This window comes from Nocardia sp. NPDC051929 (assembly GCF_044548645.1).
In the GTDB taxonomy this organism is placed as follows: domain Bacteria; phylum Actinomycetota; class Actinomycetes; order Mycobacteriales; family Mycobacteriaceae; genus Nocardia; species Nocardia sichangensis.
On record NZ_JBIUCG010000006.1, the window covers coordinates 133,199 to 150,998 of the forward strand.

At 69.5% G+C, this 17,800-nt stretch carries 16 protein-coding genes; 6 read left to right on the top strand and 10 right to left on the bottom strand.

The features are described from left to right. Window positions 1-70 precede the first annotated feature (70 nt). The gene (locus ACIHAX_RS09665) at window positions 71-1,102 is read right to left on the bottom strand and encodes a DoxX family membrane protein (RefSeq protein ID WP_355077903.1); all 1,032 of its coding nucleotides are present in this window, start codon (window positions 1,100-1,102) and stop codon (window positions 71-73) included. A 193-nt stretch (window positions 1,103-1,295) separates the two neighbouring features. Between ACIHAX_RS09665 and ACIHAX_RS09670 the strand changes: the two genes are divergently transcribed. Continuing rightward, a complete protein-coding gene (locus tag ACIHAX_RS09670) occupies window positions 1,296-1,580 on the top strand; it encodes a hypothetical protein (RefSeq protein WP_397276804.1) in 285 nt (94 codons plus the stop codon). Between the two features lie 7 nt (window positions 1,581-1,587). Here ACIHAX_RS09670 and ACIHAX_RS09675 read toward each other — a convergent pair whose 3' ends face one another. The 6 genes from ACIHAX_RS09675 to ACIHAX_RS09700 form a co-directional block, all read right to left on the bottom strand. Then, the gene (locus ACIHAX_RS09675) at window positions 1,588-2,442 is read right to left on the bottom strand and encodes an alpha/beta fold hydrolase (protein ID WP_397276806.1); all 855 of its coding nucleotides are present in this window, start codon (window positions 2,440-2,442) and stop codon (window positions 1,588-1,590) included. Between the two features lie 85 nt (window positions 2,443-2,527). Then, on the bottom strand, window positions 2,528-4,279 hold the full coding sequence (locus tag ACIHAX_RS09680; RefSeq protein WP_364431490.1) for an amidohydrolase family protein: 1,752 nt from the start codon (window positions 4,277-4,279) through the stop codon (window positions 2,528-2,530). A gap of 4 nt (window positions 4,280-4,283) precedes the next feature. Beyond that, window positions 4,284-5,933, bottom strand: coding sequence for a class I adenylate-forming enzyme family protein (locus ACIHAX_RS09685; protein WP_397276809.1), 1,650 nt, complete (start codon window positions 5,931-5,933; stop codon window positions 4,284-4,286). A gap of 38 nt (window positions 5,934-5,971) precedes the next feature. Further along, window positions 5,972-7,018, bottom strand: a complete 1,047-nt coding sequence (locus ACIHAX_RS09690) for an NAD(P)-dependent alcohol dehydrogenase (RefSeq protein WP_397276989.1) — start codon at window positions 7,016-7,018, stop codon at window positions 5,972-5,974. Next, a complete protein-coding gene (locus ACIHAX_RS09695; RefSeq protein ID WP_397276811.1) occupies window positions 7,018-8,175 on the bottom strand; it encodes a serine hydrolase domain-containing protein in 1,158 nt (385 codons plus the stop codon). The genes ACIHAX_RS09690 and ACIHAX_RS09695 overlap by 1 nt, the downstream gene beginning before the upstream one ends. A gap of 7 nt (window positions 8,176-8,182) precedes the next feature. Continuing rightward, window positions 8,183-9,550 (bottom strand): NAD(P)-binding domain-containing protein, encoded by a 1,368-nt coding sequence (locus ACIHAX_RS09700; protein WP_364431499.1) that lies wholly within the window; start codon window positions 9,548-9,550, stop codon window positions 8,183-8,185. 212 nt (window positions 9,551-9,762) lie between these two features. Here ACIHAX_RS09700 and ACIHAX_RS09705 point away from each other — a divergent pair, with 212 nt between their 5' ends. Together ACIHAX_RS09705 and ACIHAX_RS09710 are read left to right on the top strand one after the other, a co-directional pair. After that, window positions 9,763-10,383: a helix-turn-helix domain-containing protein gene (locus tag ACIHAX_RS09705; RefSeq protein WP_355077896.1), complete on the top strand. Its 621-nt coding sequence runs from the start codon at window positions 9,763-9,765 to the stop codon at window positions 10,381-10,383. 284 nt (window positions 10,384-10,667) lie between these two features. Continuing rightward, entirely contained in the window at window positions 10,668-11,417 is a 750-nt protein-coding gene (locus ACIHAX_RS09710; RefSeq protein WP_355077895.1) for a DUF6319 family protein, read from the top strand. A gap of 1 nt (window position 11,418) precedes the next feature. Here the strand turns inward: ACIHAX_RS09710 and ACIHAX_RS09715 are convergent, their stop codons facing one another. Genes ACIHAX_RS09715 through ACIHAX_RS09725 form a run of 3 tightly spaced genes read right to left on the bottom strand, consistent with a single transcriptional unit; the run spans window position 11,419 to window position 14,155 of the window. Then, entirely contained in the window at window positions 11,419-12,951 is a 1,533-nt protein-coding gene (locus tag ACIHAX_RS09715) for a diguanylate cyclase domain-containing protein (RefSeq protein WP_397276813.1), read from the bottom strand. Beyond that, entirely contained in the window at window positions 12,951-13,517 is a 567-nt protein-coding gene (locus ACIHAX_RS09720; RefSeq protein ID WP_355077893.1) for a hypothetical protein, read from the bottom strand. The genes ACIHAX_RS09715 and ACIHAX_RS09720 overlap by 1 nt, the downstream gene beginning before the upstream one ends. Further along, entirely contained in the window at window positions 13,514-14,155 is a 642-nt protein-coding gene (locus ACIHAX_RS09725) for a pyruvoyl-dependent arginine decarboxylase (RefSeq protein ID WP_364431507.1), read from the bottom strand. The genes ACIHAX_RS09720 and ACIHAX_RS09725 overlap by 4 nt, the downstream gene beginning before the upstream one ends. Before the next feature lie 91 nt (window positions 14,156-14,246). Here ACIHAX_RS09725 and galK point away from each other — a divergent pair, with 91 nt between their 5' ends. From galK to ACIHAX_RS09740, 3 genes are all read left to right on the top strand, one after another. Continuing rightward, window positions 14,247-15,368: a galactokinase gene (gene galK, locus ACIHAX_RS09730; RefSeq protein WP_397276816.1), complete on the top strand. Its 1,122-nt coding sequence runs from the start codon at window positions 14,247-14,249 to the stop codon at window positions 15,366-15,368. Between the two features lie 228 nt (window positions 15,369-15,596). After that, complete coding sequence (locus ACIHAX_RS09735) at window positions 15,597-17,315, top strand: sodium:solute symporter family protein (RefSeq protein ID WP_355077926.1); 1,719 nt, start codon at window positions 15,597-15,599, stop codon at window positions 17,313-17,315. Between the two features lie 12 nt (window positions 17,316-17,327). Further along, on the top strand, window positions 17,328-17,579 hold the full coding sequence (locus ACIHAX_RS09740) for a hypothetical protein (protein ID WP_364431513.1): 252 nt from the start codon (window positions 17,328-17,330) through the stop codon (window positions 17,577-17,579). Window positions 17,580-17,800 lie beyond the last annotated feature (221 nt).

The following is a 17,800-nucleotide window of genomic DNA, read 5'->3' on the forward strand; positions in this document are numbered from 1 at the left end:
CGGGCGCCGCACCTCGTGCAGCTCGCCGGACACGTCTTTCCTTTCCGGGCCGAGAGCCCGTGGCGACGCGTCAGTGGCGACGTGACTCGATCGCGTCGCGGGCCGCGTGCGCGGTCTGGGCTCCACGCTCGCGCGCCAGGTGTGCCGCGTGCACACCGCGTTCCTTGGCGGCGTCGGCGAGCTCAGGCCCGCGCTCTTTCGCGATCTCCGCCCATTCGGCGCCGCGCTGTTTCGCCAGATCCGCGAGGTGAACGCTCTGCTCCTTGGCGACCTCCGCCCATTCGGCGCCGCGCTCCTTGGCGATCTCGGCCCATTCCGCGCCGCGCTCTTTCGCGATTTCCGCCCAGTCCGCGCCGCGTTCTTTGGCGATCTCCGCCCAGTCGGCACCGTGTTCTTTGGCGATCTCGGCCCACTCCTGCCCGTGCGTCTTGGCGGTCTCGGCCCAGTCGCTGCTGTGCTCTTTGGCCGACTCCGCCCACCCGGGCCGGTGCCGCTGGGCCGATTCGGCGAGTTCCGCCCCCTTGCTCGCGGCCACCGCGCCCACTGCCCGCGCCTTGTCCGCGGCCTCGTGCGCGTGCTTGCGCAGTGCCGCGCCGGTGGCGGTGTCCGAGGCCGCGCCGAACGGCAACGCCGCGGTCACCGCGGCGGCGGCATCGCGCGCGGCCCTGCGTCCGCGCCAGCCCAGCGAAGGCTTGCCCTCGGTGTCGGCGGCGGTGATCATCAGTCCGCCGAGCAGCCCGAGATCCTTCAGGAACGCGGTGCGCTTCGCCGACTTGCGGGCGGGATCCTGTTCGTTCCAGAAGTCCTGCTCGGTGACGGCCGCGGGCACGACGGTCGCGGCGAGCACCAAAGCGGCCAGTCGCGGCGCCTTGCCGAGGGCCAGCAGGACGCCGCCGCCCACCTGGGCGAAGGCGTTGACCTGCACGACGGTCGACGGATTCGATGGCAATTTCGCGGCGACCTCTGCGGGCAGCTGCCGTTGCCCCCGTTCCAGCAGTGCGTTCGCGGACTTCACCCGCTCGTCCGGGTGCCGCAGCGTATCGACCCCGTCGACCACGAACACGGTGGCCAGTAGCGGCCGGGCGAGTCGGCGCAACAACATGACAGAACCCCTTCCCTTAGATGGCGTCACAATTCGGATTCCCGCGCGATTCGTGACCAAACAAGCGGGTCCGCCGCCGTGTGAAAGCGGACTCATCCGGGTAACAGCTAATCGAGAGAGATCGATCCAGGGGGTAGAAGGCGCCGCCGCACCGCTCGTTCTCCCGCCCCTGCTCCGCCGGAAGGTATCCGCTGTGAACACCCGTACGGCCACAACGGCTTTCGATGCCGTCGTCGCCGAGTTGCCCGCCGCGCCGAAGTGCACGTTCCGCTTCGATTCCGTGCCCTGCCGTCATCGCGCGGAATGGTTCATCCGTAAACGGTCCTGCTGCCATCCGGCGGGTGTGGATTTCCTCTGCGAGACCTGCCATACCCGCATCCACTGGATGCTGGACATGGGCATGGTGTTCGAATGCGCCGGATGCGGAGTGCACTCGGCCAGTTTCGCCGAACTGTGCCCGACTATGGCTCCGCTCTGAGTGTGGCTCAGCGGCCGCCGGACTGCTCGCGCGCGGGGACGTCGGTCGCGGCCAGGAAGCCGGTGATGATCGAAGCGACCCGCTGCGGAGCCTCCACCATCGGAAGATGACCGCAGTCCGGTAGTTCCACCGCCGTGTGCGGGCGCAGCTTGCGGTTCAGCCGTCCGCCCGCCTTCGCCGACAGGATGCGGTTGCGCCGCCCCCAGATCGTGCAGATCGGCGGGAAACCGGCGGGCGGCTCGAAGGTGTCCAACGCGCGGTAGGACGGGAAATCCTGCACCAAGCCGTGCAGAGCTCGCAGCCTGCCCCGATCGGTCCAGTACGCCCGCACGCGCGGCTCGTGCTGAGTGCGCAAGCGCCGGCCGCGGGGGCCGAGCTGATTGCCGACGATCAGCGAGACCACCGGGTTCGGCAGGCTGATCCGGCGGGCCAGCGGCGCCAGCGGCAGCCGCGCGCCCAGCCAGGCCAGGCCCGCCGACTGTCCCGAACTCACGGTGTCCAAGGTGAGCGGATTGATCAGGACGAGCGCGCGCACCCGGTCGGGATGCCCCATGGCGTAGCGCAGCGAGGTGGCGCTGCCGAGACAGTTGCCGATCAGCACCACGTCGGTGACGCGTTGGGCGTCGAGGAACGCCGTGAGCATGTCGACGTAATCGGTGAGGCGGTAGCCGGTCGCGGGCTGGTCGGACTGCCCGTAGCCGGGCAGGTCGAGCGCGAAGACCTCATGCGAGTCCCGCAGTGCCGCGACTTGGTCGTCCCAGATGCGGCGTTGCGTGCCCGCGTTGTGCAGGAACACGACCGGAGACCCGCTGCCCGTGCGGTCGAAGACCACGGACCTGCCCCGATGTTCGAATACGTCCACGCTGACTCCCTACGAACCACCGGCGAGCGAACCGCCGGGTAGCAGCGATTTTACGTGGACGAACCGGACCGAGCGGGCGGTTGGACTATCCGGTGGCGGTCGCCGCGCGCAGGAAACGGCCGGTCCGCCGGGCGCCGAGCTCCGCGGCGGGCGCGCCGCCGCCGAACACCGGCACGCCGCCGACCAAGACCGCGGTGACCGCCTCGTCGTTGCGGTTCACCATGCGCGACAGGTTGTCGAAGGGGGCGATGGGGGATTCGTGGTAGGCGTCCAGCGAATCGTCCAGGCGAGCCGGATCGAGCACGACGACGTCCGCTCGGTCGCCCACCCGCAGATGTCCGGCGTCCAGGCCGTACCAGTCCGCGAGTTCGCCGGTGAGCCGGTGCACCGCCTGTTCCATCGACAGGAACGGACGGCCCGCGTTCGCGGCGTCGCGCACCCGGCGCAGGAAGCGGAGCCCGAAGTTGTAGAACGCCATGTTGCGCAGATGCGCTCCCGCGTCGGAGAAGCCCAATTGCACGCCGGGGTCGGCGGCGAGCCGATCGAGCACTTCCGGTCGGTGGTTGGAGATCGTCGTACGCCAGCGGACCTTCCCGCCGTGTTCCACCACGAGGTCGAGGAACGCGTCCACCGGGTGCGTGCCGCCGCGCTCCGCGCCCACCTCGCCGAAGGTCTTGCCGATCACGCTCGCGTCCGGGCATTCCACGATCCGCGCATCGAAGAAATCACGGTGCCACACCCGTGGGCCGAATTTCTTGTCGTAGTCCTTGCGGAAGCGGCGCCGGTACTGCTGGTCGCGCAACAGTTCCCGGCGCTTGTCCACTTGGTCGGCGAGGTGCAGCGCTTCGGCGCCGGAACCGAACTCCTCGAACACCACCAGGTCGATGCCGTCGGCGTAGACCTCGAACGGCACCGGAAGGTGTTGCCAGCGGAAATCGCCGCCCAGCGCGTTGAGCACTCGCGCGATCAGCGGGAAAAGGTACGCGATGCCGGGAATGGCCTTGAGGTCGGCGGCAGAGAGCAGGCTGACCTTCAGCGGCTTGCGGAACAGGCCGAGGCTACCGGCCGCCATCGTCACCAGGCTCTGCGGGCGGGACACGTCGGGTCCGCCCTGTAGTGCCCGCCCGCGCCGGCGCAAGATGGCGTTGAGCCTGCGCCGTTCCCGGGTGGTCGCGTAGGTGGACGGCAGGGTGCGCGATCGGCACACCGCACCGTCGAGTTTGTCGAACAGCAGCTGCTGGGAGGACATGCCGACGAACCCGGCGTCCAGCGCCTCGGTCAGCTTCGCCGCCATCCCCGCCAGTTCGGCGGCATCGGGCCGGACGTCCTTGCGGGTCGCGCGCTCCAGACCCATTTCCGCGGCGCGGATGTCCGAATGCCCGATGAACGCGGCGACATTCGGGCCCAGCGGCAGTTGTTCCAGGGCGGCCGCGTATTCGTGCGCCGAGCGCCAGGTCTTGTGCTCGCCGACCGCGGCGAGGACGTGCTTGCGCGGAATCGCCTCGACCCGTGCGAACAGGTCGCCCGCGTCGGAGGCGTCGACGTGGACGGTCGACAGCGAGCACGAGCCCAGCAGGACCGTGGTGATGCCGTGGCGCAGCGATTCGGTCAGCGCGGGATGCTGGAGCACCTCCACGTCGTAGTGGGTGTGGATGTCGAGCATGCCCGGGATCACCCATTTCCCGGTGGCGTCCACGATGTTCGGACAGTCGGGGTCATCGATCGAGTCGGCCGAGACGGTCGCGACGCGACCGTCTCGGATGCCGAGGTGCCGGATCGCCGAGGGCGCGCCGGTGCCGTCGAACCACTGGCCGTTCGCGATGATGGTGTCGTACATGGCTTTACACCTCGAGATCGGCGCGTATGACCTTGCCGGTCGCGTTGCGCGGTAGTGCGGTGGTGGTGAGCCGCCAGCGGGCGGGCACCTTGTAGTAGGCGAGCCGCTCGGCGGCGAACGCGCGCAGCTCCTCTTCGCTGGTCGCCGTGACGCTTTCGACCACGACCACGGCGGCGACCTGCTGTCCGAGGTCGGCGTCGGGTACCCCGAGCACCGCGCACTCGCGCACCGCCGGATGCTCCTCGAGGCACTGCTCGATCTCCGTGGGATAGACGTTCTCCCCGCCGCGCAGGATGAGATCCGAACGACGCCCGGACAAGCGCAGCCTGCCGTCCTCCAGCACCCCGATATCGCCCGTGCGCAACCAGCGGTCGGCGGTGATCGCCGCGGCGGTCGCTGCCTCGTTCTGCCAGTAGCCCAGCATCACGTAAGGGCTGCGCACGCAGATCTCGCCTTCGGTGCCGTCGGGGACCACGTTGCCCGCGCTGTCGCGGATCTCCAGCGCGACCCCGACGACCGGACGACCGACCGTGTCCGGGAACGCCGCCAGTTCGGCCGGGCTCGCCAGCGTCGCGGCGGTGCTGCATTCGGTGAGCCCGTAGCTGGTCACCAGCGCGTTGCGGGCGACGGGCAGCTGATCGCGCAGCTTCTCCTGCAACGCGGCCGAGGACGGCGCGGAGTTCAGCGAGAAGGAAGCGAGCGAGGACAGGTCGTAGTCGGACAGGTCGAGTTCGAGCATCCTGGTCGCCATGGTCGGCATGGCGCCCCAGTTGGTGACCCGCTGCGCCTCGATCAGCCGCAGCACCCGGTCGGCGTCGAACGAGCCCTGGTGGATCACCGCCGCGTCACCGGTGACCAGCCGGGGAACCACCAGGTTGTGCAGGCTGGCGATGTGGAACAGCGGCGAGGTGAGCAGGAAGCGCCGCCCGCTCGGCAGTTCGTCCGCCCCGGTGAGCGCGGCGGCCAGCGCGTCGTTGAAGAGGTGGTAGTCGGTGACCGCCACCAGGTTTCGGTGCGAGTGCACCGCCCCTTTGGGTCGGCCGCTGGTGCCGCTGGTGTACAGGATCACCGCGGGATCGTCTTCGTCGATCTCGGTGTCGGGCAGGTCGTCGGTGCGGTATTCGGCCAGCAGCGAGGGTATGTCGTGTTCCATGGTGAGCACCGGGACCGGGATATCCAGTTCCGCCACCAGCGCCGCGCGCTTCGCGTCGACCACGAGCACGGAGGGGCTGGTGTGCTCGACGCCGTAGGCGATCTCGCGCGGCGCCCACCACGCGTTGTAACCCACCGCGATCGCGCCGAGCGCTTGGGCCGCCCAGAAGGTGAGCACCCACTCGGGCGTGTTCGCGGCGAGAATGCCCACGCGGTCGCCCTTGCCGACGCCGAAGCGGTCGCGCAGGGCCGTGGCCAGTGCCGCGACCGCGGCGGCGTGCTCGGTGAACGACATCCTGCGGTCCGCGGTGACCAGATAGTCCCGGTCGCCGTGCGCGGCCCCGGCGACGAGCACTTCCCGCAGCGAGGACTTGCGATGGCGCACCACCGGCAGCGGCGCGCCGAGCACGTCCTCGACCACCATCTCGAATCGACCGCCGGGTCCGGTGAGCCTGCTCGCGGCCTGTGCCACGAACGTCTGCGGGTCGATGGCTTTTGTCATATCGGATACTTCCTCGTCACTGCGCAAGGGTTGATTCGTCACGGCTCTGGGATCAGCACGGCGCGGCCGGTGATCAGCCCGCGCTCCAGCCGGTCGAGGGCGGCGCGGCCGTCGGCCAGCGGATAGCGCTCCACTTCGGCGCGCAGCTTGCCCGCCGCGGCCAACGCCACGGAGTCGATCAAGTCGGATCTGGTGCCGCCGTAGGATTTCCGGACCGTGGCGCCCCATGGCCAGCCTGTGCCGGTGGCGGGCGCCGCCGTGATCTCCGGCGCGCCACCGCCGAGGCCGACCATGCGGTAGGCCCCGTTGGGCGCCACCGATTCCACCGCGAGCCGTGCGGTGGCGTCGACGCCGACGAAGTCGAACACCGCGTCCGCGCCGCGACCTGCGGTCCGGTCGAGGATCTCCTTCGCCGTGTCGTCGCCCGCGAGAAGTCCTTCGGCCGCACCGCACCGCGCGGCGAGTTCGAGCTTGTCGGCGCTCACGTCCACGGCCAGCACCTTGGCCGCCGTGGTCGCGGCGAGGATCTGCACCGCGAGGTGGCCGAGCCCGCCGATCCCGACAACCACCGCCACCGACCCCGGCCCCAGCCGATCACGAGCGCCGCGGATGGCGTGGTAGCTCGACAGCGCGGCGTCGGCCAGCGGCGCGGCCTCGGCGAAGTCGAGGTCGCCGATCGGCACGAACGAACTCGCGGGCACCCGGATGTAGTCGGCCATCCCGCCGTCCGGCCCGAGTCCGGGGCACGGCGGCATGGCGGTGCGACCCGCGGCGAGGCAGACGTTCTCGTTGCCGCCGACGCACTCCCGGCAGACCCCGCACGACCAGCACAGATACACGATGCCGCGCTCGCCCGCCCGGCGGCCGCCGACCCCGGCGCCGACGGCTTCGATGGTGCCCGCGATCTCGTGGCCGAGGGTCAACGGTTCCTCGCGCATCCGGAAGGGGATGTGCAGCACGTGCAGATCCGAATGGCAGATGCCCGCCGCGCCCACCCGCAGCAGCAGATCGGTGGGACCGATCTCCGGAATCGATACCTCGCGCAGTTCCAGCACACCGGGCTCGGTGAGCTGCAGTGCCCGCATCATCCGCGCACCGCCGCGAATGTCGCGCGCAGATAGGCATCGCCGCGGTCGGAGCCGATCAGCCCCGGCGCCATCCGGTTCATGGCGTAGGCGAAGGTGGTGCGGTGCTCGAGGTCGTTGACCACCATCGCGCCTCCGTACCCGGCCCACCAGCACACCCGGCCGTCGGGAACCTCCGGGGCGGTCTGCCGCTGCGGCAGACCGTAGCCGATGCCGAATCGCAGCGGCACCGCAAGCGCGAGATCCACGCCGTCGGACTGCTGCTGGAAGATCAGCTCGATCGTCCGCTCCGACAGCAGCCGCCGTCCGGCCAGTTCGCCGCCGCAGGACACCAGCGATTGCACCCGCGCCACCGAACGGGCGTTGCCGTGGCCGTTCACCGCGCCGATCTCGGCCTGCCGCCACCCGGCGCTCGCGGTCTCGGCGATGTCGAGCAGCGGGCTGGTGAGCGTCTTGACCAGCACGCTTTCCTGGTCGAGCGCGGCCATGTCGAATTCCGGCATGGCGGGCGGGATCAAGGTCGCGATCCGCCCGTGGTGCTCGGGCGCGGTGCCGATGTGGAAGTCCGCGCCCAGCGGCCCGGCGAGCTCATCGGCGAAGAACTCGCCCAGCGAGCGACCGGTGACGCGGCGGATCACCGCGCCGATCAGGTGGCCGTAGGCCAGCGCGTGGTAGCCGGAGGCGGTGCCGGGCTCCCACCACGGCGGCTGGCTCGCGAGACGGGCGGCGGAGGCTTCCGCGTCGTAGATATCGGCGAGCTCGATCGGCGGCTGCCACCCGGAGACGCCGGAGGTGTGCGCGAGCAGATGACGAATCTCGATGTCGCCCTTGCCGTTCGCCGCGAATTCCGGCCAGTACCTGGCCACCTTCGCGTGCACGTCCAGTTCGCCGCGCTCGACCAGCAGCAGGGCGCACAGCGCGGTCATGGTCTTGGTGATGGAGAAGACGTTGACCAAGGTGTCCTCGGTCCACGGCCGCGTGCGTTCCCGGTCGCGGTAGCCGCCCCAGAGGTCGACGACCGTTTCGCCGTCGACGGTGACGCAGATCGATGCGCCCAGCTCGTCGCCGGAGGCGAGCCGGGTCTCCAGTTCCGTGCGGACCCGTGCGAATCGTTCGGCGCAGAATCCCGAGGTGGCGGTGCCCGTGGTAGTGGTCATCGCCGCCTCACACGTGTTCGGGCGTGCGGCCGGGAACCGGCAGCGCGTTACCCGCGGCGGTGGCGCGTTTCGCGCCGCGCGCCAGCTCCCGCCGCATGTCCCGTACGTACGGTTCGAATTCGATCTGGATGGTGTGCCGGGGCGAGTCGTAGTAGCGCCCCGACCTGGCCGACTCCGCGGACCGCATGGCCGCCCGCATCTCCTCCGCGGGCGGCAGGTGGTAGCGGCCGGTCAGATAGGCGGCGACCAGCTTGCTCTGCTGCTCGGCGAAGTTCACCAGCGTGGGCAGCGGCTGGGCCAGCCCGAGGAAGAACAGGTTGTCGATGCCGGGCTTCACCATCTGCTTGAACAGCGGGAAGCGATTGTCGCTGTCGGGCAGCAGTTCCGGATCGGAGAAGAACGGGAAGGAGATGCGGTAACCGGTGGCGCAGACGATCACGTCCACCTCCTCGGCGCTGCCGTCGGCGAAGCGCACCCGCGAACCTTCCAGCGCGGTGATCGCGGGCTTGAACGTGACGTCGCCGCAGCCCGCGCGGTGCAGGAACTCCTCGCTCGCCGATGGATGCGCCTCGAAGGGCAGGTGGTCGGGCTTGGGCAGGCCGTAGTCCTCCATGTTGCCGCGGAATTTGCGGACGAAACGCTGCTTGAGTTTCAGGCCCAGCTTCGGCGGCATCCACCGTGGCATCGAGCGCTTGTCGCCGACCTTGCCGTTGACGTACTTCGGCAGTACCCAGACTCCGCGCCGGGCGGAGACGTAGAGCTTCGTCGCGATGAACCGCTGCGACAGCTCGGAGGCGATGTCCAGGCCCGAGTTGCCCATGCCGACCACCACGACGCGCTTGCCGCGCATGTCGACCGGGTCGAACGGGTCGTTGTAGGCGTGGCTGTGCAGCAGCGTGCCGTCGAATTCGCCCGGGTAGTCCGGAAGGCGGGGATCCCAGTGGTGCCCGTTGCAGACGATGAGCGCGTCGTAGTCCTTGGTGCTCCCGTCGCTCGTGCTGATCAGCCAGCGGCCGTCCGTCCCGCGCTCGGCCGCGGTCACCCTGGTGTCGAACACGATCCGGTCGCGGATGCCGAAATGGTCGACGTAGTCGCGGAAGTACTGGAACAGCTGCGAATGGTGGGGAAAGTCCGGCCACTCGTCGGGCGCCGGATAGTCCTCGAAGGCCAGGCGGAACTTGGACGTGTCGATGTGCAGGCTCTGGTAGCACGCCGACATGCCGTTGGGGTTCTTGAAGTACCAGTTGCCCCCGACTTCGTCGGACGCTTCGTAGCAGTCGAACGGTATGCCGTAATCGTTCAGGCGTTTGGCGGCGGTGATCCCGGAGGGACCCGCCCCGATCACGCAGACGCGGGGGAGTGCGGTTGACGTCATTCACTGTCCTCGTGCTGGAGGCCGTCGTCGGTGACGGCCGAACCGTCCGGTGCGGCTCACGCGCCGGAGTGACGTAGGCAACAAATTAGCACTCGGTAGACATGGTGTCTAGTGAGTGACGCGCTGTCCATCACTCCCTTTGCCGCGTAGACTCGGGCGGCGTCAACCGCACGTCAGTCCCTCTTTTCACGGATACGAGGTACCTGTTCACCATGCGTACGAACGCGAGCGCGAACCTGCGGGACGAGCAGAAGCAGCAGACCAGGGTCCGGCTGATGGAGGGCGCCAAGGAGCTGTTCGCCACCCGCGGCTACGCGGCGGTGCGGGTGGACGACATCGTCGCCGCCGTCGGTTGCAGCCGCGCCACGTTCTACCTGCACTTCGCGGGGAAACAAGAGATCCTGCGCGCGATCGCCCAGCAGGGCACCCTGTCTACCGTGCTGCACTCCTATCAGGACCTCGACCGGGTGCTGGAGACCGGTTCGCGCGCCGAGTTCGCCCGTTGGATGACCCGCGCCATCGAGTGGTTCCACCAATACAAAGACCTGCTGCCCGCCTGGGACGAGGCGACCGCGCTGGAACCGGAGTTTCGCGAGATCGCCCGCGACGGCATCCTCGCATTGCCCAACGCGATGACCGCCTACCTGGCGGCGTGGCCCGCCGACCGGCGCGACGAGGCGCGGTTGCGCGTGGAATTGCTCGTCGCGCAACTGGAGCGGTTCTTCACCCGATGGGCGATGCAGGGCACCATCGACGTCTCGGTGGAGCAAGCCGTCGAAGTGCTCACCGACATCTGGTTTCCGGCGCTGCGCGCGCCGACGGACGCGAGTTGAGCGGGCTTGTTCGGCACAGTCGACCTTCCTGGGCGGGCCAGTCGGTGACGTCGGGTCGGCTGAGGTGCGAGAAGGCCTCCAGCACTGGTTTTCTCGCATAGGACGCCGAAGCGTTGTGGTCTGTGGGGGCTGTCCGCAGGGTGACGGCATGTGTTGCCCACTGTTCGCTGGATGCGTGAACGGTGTCGTCCGCCGCCCCTATTCGACGGTGGCCCGCGAATCTGTCGGCGTCGTGCGGCATCATCTGTGCACGCAGCCAACCACGAAATCGCTCGGAGTTACCCATGTCGTCCCCACGAACCAAGCCGCAGCCCTTGTCGGACAGCGAGATTCAACAGATCGCCGCGGACATAGCCGGTGGCAGCCCGCCCATGGTGTGGTTCACCTCCGCCGCGGTCGGCGTGCCGGAGGGGCGCTCGGGCAAGGTGATCGCGCTCGGCGACCCTGCCGACGGTGACTTCCTCCAGGTCCGGCCGACCGGATCGAAGGATGTACTGTCCTTCTCTCCCACCGAGGTGACCTTGACCAAGCCGCCGCGAGGGGCGGCGGGCGCCACCGCCCAGCAGAAGTCGACAACACGGAAGGAATCCCCTGTGACGCAGTCGTCGACCACGACGAGCACCACGACCGAGCCCGCGCGGCCGAGCGCACCCGCGCCCGCGGCCACCCCGAAGCCCGCGGCGGCCGCGGAAGCGAGTCGAGCCGACAGCGCGGCCAAGCAGGCCGCGGCGCCCAAACCGGCCAAAGCGGCCGCCGCCCGCAAGGCCAAGGCGCCCGAGGTCACCGTGACGCTCACCGGCACCGCCGACGGCGAGTGGTCCATCGACGTGGTCAGCGGGAAGAAGCGCACCCTGCGCGGTCTTCCGGTGGCCGGTTCCACGGTGGCGCAGGCGGCGAAGATCCTGCATCCGGAGGTCGCCGAGGTGGTCGCGGGCGTCCTGGACGCGTTGCGCGGGGTGCAGGAGGCCAAGGTGCAGCAGTTACAGGCCGAGCTCGAGGAGGCCAAGCGCCTGCTGAACGAGCTGAGCGACTGAGTCAGACCGCGGGGCTGGCGGATCGGGCAGCCGTGCGCCAGATCCGTCGCTCAGTGCTGGGAGGCGTGTGCCGCACGTCGTCGTGGAACGCGTAACCGAGCGAGTACTGCTTCGCGTGGTACATGGCCGCGTCCGCGTCCCGGAGCAGGCCGTGCACGTCGGTGTCCGAGCTGCGTGGACCGACGCACGCCACGCCGACGCTCGCGGTGATCGGTATCTCCCCGGCGCTCAGCCCGAACGGCCGGACGAACGCGCCGAGCAGCCGTTCGGCCAGCACGGCGGCCTCCGGCCGGGCGAGCCGGGCGAGCACGACGAATTCGTCGCCGCCGTAGCGGGTCACCACGTCCTCGTGGCGCGCGACTCGCCGGATCCGGCCGGCCGCCGTCGAGATGAGTTCGTCGCCGACGGCGTGCCCGTAGCTGTCGTTGACCCGCTTGAAGCCGTCGAGGTCGATGAACAGCAGCGAGATCGGTTGCTCGGCCCACTGTTCGCCGCGCTGCCGCAGCGCGCGCAGCAGTGCGGCTCGATTCAGCAATCCGGTGAGTATGTCGTGGTCGGCCTGGTACTGCGCGCGCCGCTCGCTGCGGGCGCTGCGCACGATGGCGCGCTCGCTGCGCACCAGCATGCCGATCAGCAGTAACCCGAACAGCGACGACACCACCACGCGATCGAGCGGGCGCAGGCTCGACCCGACCACCGGCACCAGTGAGGCCACGATCAGCGCGATCGCGATGAGGCTGGCGCGCTGCCTGGAGTGGTGTGGGTGGATGCGCCGTGGCGTGCCGAGCGCGGTCATGGTCGGGTGCAGCGCCGCGGCGCCCACGGTGGCGTAGGCGGCGAGCAGGGGAGCCAGCAGCACTTCGCGCCCGAACACGGTCGCGCCCGCGGTCTCCAGGCTGTAGCCCAAGTCGCCGAGCAGCACCGCGACGAGTCCGGCGTGCAGCAACCACAGCGAGGTCTCCGCGCGCGTTGAGGTCGCCATGGAGTGCGCCACCAAGGTCAGCAGCAGCGCGTCGAGTACCGGGTAGGTCGCCGCCAACAGCGCGTCCAGCCCGGTCGCGGTGGATTGCAGGATCGGGGAGATGAGGAAGGTCCAGGAGGCGAGCAGCGCGCCGAGCCCGATCAGGGCCGAGTCCAGGAGCAGGTCGTAGTCGCCGTGCACTTGGCGCGGCCACAACCAGATCAGCGCCGCGAGCCCGACGCCGAGATAACCCAGCAGAGTGAACGCGTCGTCGAGCGGATGGACCGCGTGGTCGCCGATGTCGCGCAGCGTGGTGCCGGTGGCGAACAGCACCGCCGAGCCGGACAGCAGATACCACGGCAACGGGTGCGCGGGCCGGTGCGTGCGCACGCCGACCGCGATCATGGCGAGGGTCGCGCCGACGATGATCGTCATCGTCACGAACGCCGCCACGTGCGAGTCCACCGCCAGATGGACCGCGATCGCGGCCGCGCTTCCCCCCAGAAGCACCGGGTACCAGCCCGATCCGATGCCGCGCGGACGGCTGGTCTGTGGCTGTTCACTTGGTGTCATCAGCCCCCCTTGGTCGCTCCATCCCCGGTGAACCGGGCCGCGTAATAGATCTGTGAATCCTCCACCGCGACTTCGACGTTCGCCTGTTCGTCGAGCACCGCCCTGATGCTGTCGGCGAACGAGAACCGAGTGTTGTTGTACGAGCAGATGTCCCAACCGACCGCAGCGCGCTCGGCAACCAATATCTGGACAACTGATTTGATCATGGCATGGAACGCCGCCCCTTGGCGGGCACTTGGCGCAACAAGGGTGAAACCCGCGTAGTAGATCGCGTCGCGCGCCGCGTGTTCGGGATAGCGGGCCGCGAAATAGTCCGGGCTGATCCACGGCACGGTCTCCAGATGCCTGGTCAGCGTGGTGACGCCGATCGGCTCGCCGTCGGCGTGCGCCACGTACTTCTGCACGCGGGGATCCACCATCTCCTCCCGGAACTCCTCCGGGTGCAGCACCTGCCGTGCGATGGCCTTCGCGCGCAACGGGCCGAACGCCTCCTCGTACAGGCGATGGAACATCGCGATCCGTTCCTCCGGAATCGCCGCCTCGACGGTGACGGTGATCTCGCTCATCGCGGGCCCCACGGAATGGTGTGATACGCGGCGAGGACCAGCGCGCACGCCGGGTCACCGTCGGAGGTGGCGTCCACGGTGCACAACTGGACGGGGCCGAAGCCGTCGCCGCGGTGGCGGGTCATGTCCGCCAGGCTGGCGCGGATCAGGGCGTCGACTTCGTCGCTGGTGTCGGCCTCGTGCTCGACGAACAATCCCGCGCCGGAGCCGTCGTCGCGCAGCGCCCAGCCGATGCCCGCCGCGGCGGTCGCGCCGCGTTCGCAGGCGTGCCGCACCGCGTAGACGCAGTACAGCCGGTCACCCCACGGTATCGGCTTGCGTACCCGGCCGATCCGTTCGACGGTGGCGCGCGGCGGGATGACCGACGACAACCGGATCAGGTTCGCCTCACCCACGCCGAGATCGCGCAGCGCCGCGTCGAACGCCGACATGGCGGTCGGTCCCGCGCCGGTCGCCGCGCCGATCTCGATCGTCAGCGGCGCCGGGAACGTCCGCTCCAGCGGCGGCCGCAGCCGATCCGGGCGAGGCCGCGCGCGTAGGTCGCCGCGTGAGGCGTCGTGAATCATGGTGCCCTCCCGATCCGCCGCGGCCACCAGATTTCGCAGGCCGGACTTGCGTCGAATTCGACTCTGCGGCACGAACGCCGATCCCGCAGCCGACCGGGCCGAAAACGATGTCCGGGCGGCGTGTCTCGTACCCTGGCACCGACCGGGACAGCGAGGAGCGAGTGTGCGGACATGGGTGGCGCCGGGGCGGGTCAACATCATCGGTGAGCACACCGACTACAACGACGGCTACGTCCTGCCGATCGCGTTGCCGCTGGTGGCGCGGTGTACGGCGGCGCCGCACACGGACGGGCTGGTGGGGGTCGGCTCGCGGCAGCGGCCCGGCGAGCCGGTGCTCGTCGCGGTGTCCGACATCGAAGGCGCGCGGGCGCGGGTGCCTGGTTGGTCGCGTTATCCGCTCGGCGTGGTCGCCGAGTTCACCCGGCGCGGACACCGGATCCCCGGCGTGGATCTCGATCTCGACGGCGCGGTGCCGATCGGCGCGGGCCTGTCGTCCTCGGCGGCGCTGTCCTGCGCGGTGGCCATCGCGCTGCGTGATCTGTTCGCGCCGGGCCTGACCGATCGCACGCTGATCGACATGGCCCGCGCCGCCGAGAACGACTACGTCGGCGCGCCGACCGGCTTGCTCGACCAATCGGCCGCGATGTTGTGCACCGCCGGGCACGCGCTGCTGCTGGACGTGCGGGCATTCGCCGCCGACACCGCCGCGCCGCGCGGCGTCGAGCAGATCCCTTTCGATCTCGGCGCTTTCGGGCTGGAACTCCTTGTCGTCGACACCGGCCAGCCGCACGAACTGGCCGACGGCCGCTACGCCGAGCGCCGCGCGGAATGCGCTGCGGCGGCCGAGGCACTCGGCGTCGAGACCTTGCGCGACGTGGCGTCGGCGACGGACACCACCCGGATCGCCGACGACGTGCTGCGTCGGCGCGCCCGGCATGTGGTGACGGAGAACGCCAGAGTGGTCGCAGTTGCCGAAGAATTGCGGGAAGGGCTCGACCCGCGTGGAATCGGCCCGGTGCTCACCGCCGGACACGTCTCGCTGCGGGACGACTTCGAGGTGTCCACTCCGGCCCTCGACGCGGCGGTCGACGCCGCGCTGGCGGCCGGGTCGCACGGCGCGCGGATGGTCGGCGGCGGATTCGGCGGCAGCGTCATCGCGCTCGTCGACCGGGACCGCACCGCGGCGGTGGCGGATTCGGTGCGGCAGCGTTTCGCCGACGCGGATCTCCCCGATCCGCGCACTTTCGTGGTGGTCCCCGCCCCTGGAGCCCACCGGGTCGACTGAGCGACCGACCGGATTTGTGCGCGAATGTGCCACGCCGTTGGGCATGATCGCGCACAGTGGTGTCTGCCGACACCATTCGGCGGGCGACGAGGAGGTCGCGCGCGCCGGGCAGGACCAGCACGACGCGGCTCTCGCACGACGAACGACCTCGCTCGCCGCCCCGGTTTCACCGCCAGGAGGAACGCTGTGCCGCTCGTCGATTCGTCCGTTCTCGCCGCCGTGCCCGGCCTGCACTCGGCCGCTTCGCCACCGCACCTCGAAGCCGCCGAGACCCTCCGCCTGGACGCGCAGCCCGTCGACTACGCGCTGGTCGCCCTGTATTTCGTGTTCGTGCTCGGCATCGGCCTTCTGGCCAGGCAACGGGTGTCATCCAGCATCGACTTCTTCTTGTCCGGGCGCTCGCTACCGGCTTGGGTGACCGGCCTTGCGTTCATCTCCGCCAACCTCGGCGCGGTGGAGATCATGGGCATGTCCGCCAACGGCGCGGAGTACGGCTTCCCGACCTTCCACTACTTCTGGATCGGGGCGGTGCCCGCCATGCTGTTCCTCGGCGTGGTGATGATGCCGTTCTACTACGGCTCCAAGGTCCGCAGCGTGCCGGAATTCATGCGTCGCCGCTTCGGCACCGGAGCCCATCTGGTGAACGCGCTGAGTTTCGCCGTCGCGCAGATCCTCATCGCCGGGGTCAACCTGTACCTGCTCGGCTCGATCGTGAACGTGCTGCTGGGCTGGCCGCTGTGGGTCTCGGTGATCGTGGCCGCGGTGATCGTGCTGTCCTACATCACCCTCGGCGGTCTGTCCGCGGCGATCTACAACGAAGTGCTCCAGTTCTTCGTCATCGTCGCCGCGTTGCTGCCACTCACCCTGGTCGGGTTGCACCGGGTCGGGGGATGGGACGGGCTGCGCGACAAAGTGACCGCCTCGCCGGGCGGCGCGGCGCAGCTGGAATCGTGGCCCGGTAACGCGCTCAGCGGATTCTCCAACGATTTCCTGTCGATCCTCGGCATCGTGTTCGGCCTCGGATTCGTGCTGTCGTTCGGGTACTGGACCACGAACTTCGTCGAGGTACAGCGCGCGATGGCGACGCACTCCATCTCCGCGGCGCGGCGCACGCCGATCATCGGCGCGTATCCGAAGATGTTCATCCCGCTGATCGTGGTGATCCCCGGCATGATCAGCGCGGTGCTGGTGCCGCAGATGGCGGAGTACAAGGCGGCGGTGACGGCGAATCCGGACTTCGAGAGCGACACCACCTACAACCAGGCGCTGCTTTACCTGATGAAGGACGTGCTGCCCAACGGCCTGCTGGGTGTGGGGCTGGCAGGCCTGCTCGCGGCGTTCATGGCGGGCATGGCGGCCAACGTCTCCGCGTTCAACACGGTGTTCAGCTACGACCTGTGGCAGCAGTACGTGCGGCGCGACCGCGCGGACGGCTACTACCTCGGCGTGGGCAGGCTGGCCACGATCGGCGCGACCGTGGCCGCGATCTTCACCGCGTTCATCGCCTCCGGGTTCAGCAACATGATGGACTACCTGCAGACCTTGTTCAGCTTCTTCAACGCGCCGCTGTTCGCCACGTTCATCCTCGGCATGTTCTGGAAACGGATGACGCCGACCGCGGGCTGGACCGGTCTGGTCTGCGGAACAGCCTCCGCCATAGTCGTTTTCATCCTGCACGAGACGAAGGTCTTCGAGCTGTCCGGCCAAGGGGCGAGTTTCGTCGCCGCCGGTGTCGCGTTCGTGGTCGACATCCTCGTCAGTGTCCTGGTCACCCAGGTGACCCAGCCGAAACCGGCGGCGGAACTGATCGGGCTGGTTTACTCGGAGACGCCGAAGGAAGTGCGCACCGACCCGGAGGCCGACACGCTGCCCTGGTACCAGCGCCCGGTCCTGCTGGCAGGCATCGCGCTCGTGCTCGTGATCGCGCTCAACATCTTCGTCGGATAAGGAATCGCCGCAATGTTTTTCGATATCCGTACCATCGTCGGCGGGTTGCTCGGCTGCTACGCGATCGTTCTCGTGGTCACCGGACTGGTGCACGACACCGCCGCCGAGCAGGCCAAGACCGGCGGGGTGAACGTGAACCTGTGGGCCGGGCTCGGCATGGGCGTGGTGGCGGTGGCCTTCGTGGCCTGGGCGCTGCTGCGCCCGGTCCAGGTGCCACCGGAAGCGCATCCGGCGGACACCGATGAGGAGCGCGACTCCGCCTGACGCGAACGACGCCCCCTGGGAGACCCAGGGGGCGTCGTCATCGCACTGGTCAGACGCCCGGGCTACCGGTTCCGCCGGGCCACGTGCCGGGTGTGCCGGTCCCACCGACACCCGGGCTGCCGGTTCCGCCCGTTCCCGGGGTCCCGGTTCCGCCTGCGCCCGGCATGCCGGTTCCGCCGACGCCGGGCCGGGGAGCCGTGCCGCGTTCGGTCGCGGTGCCG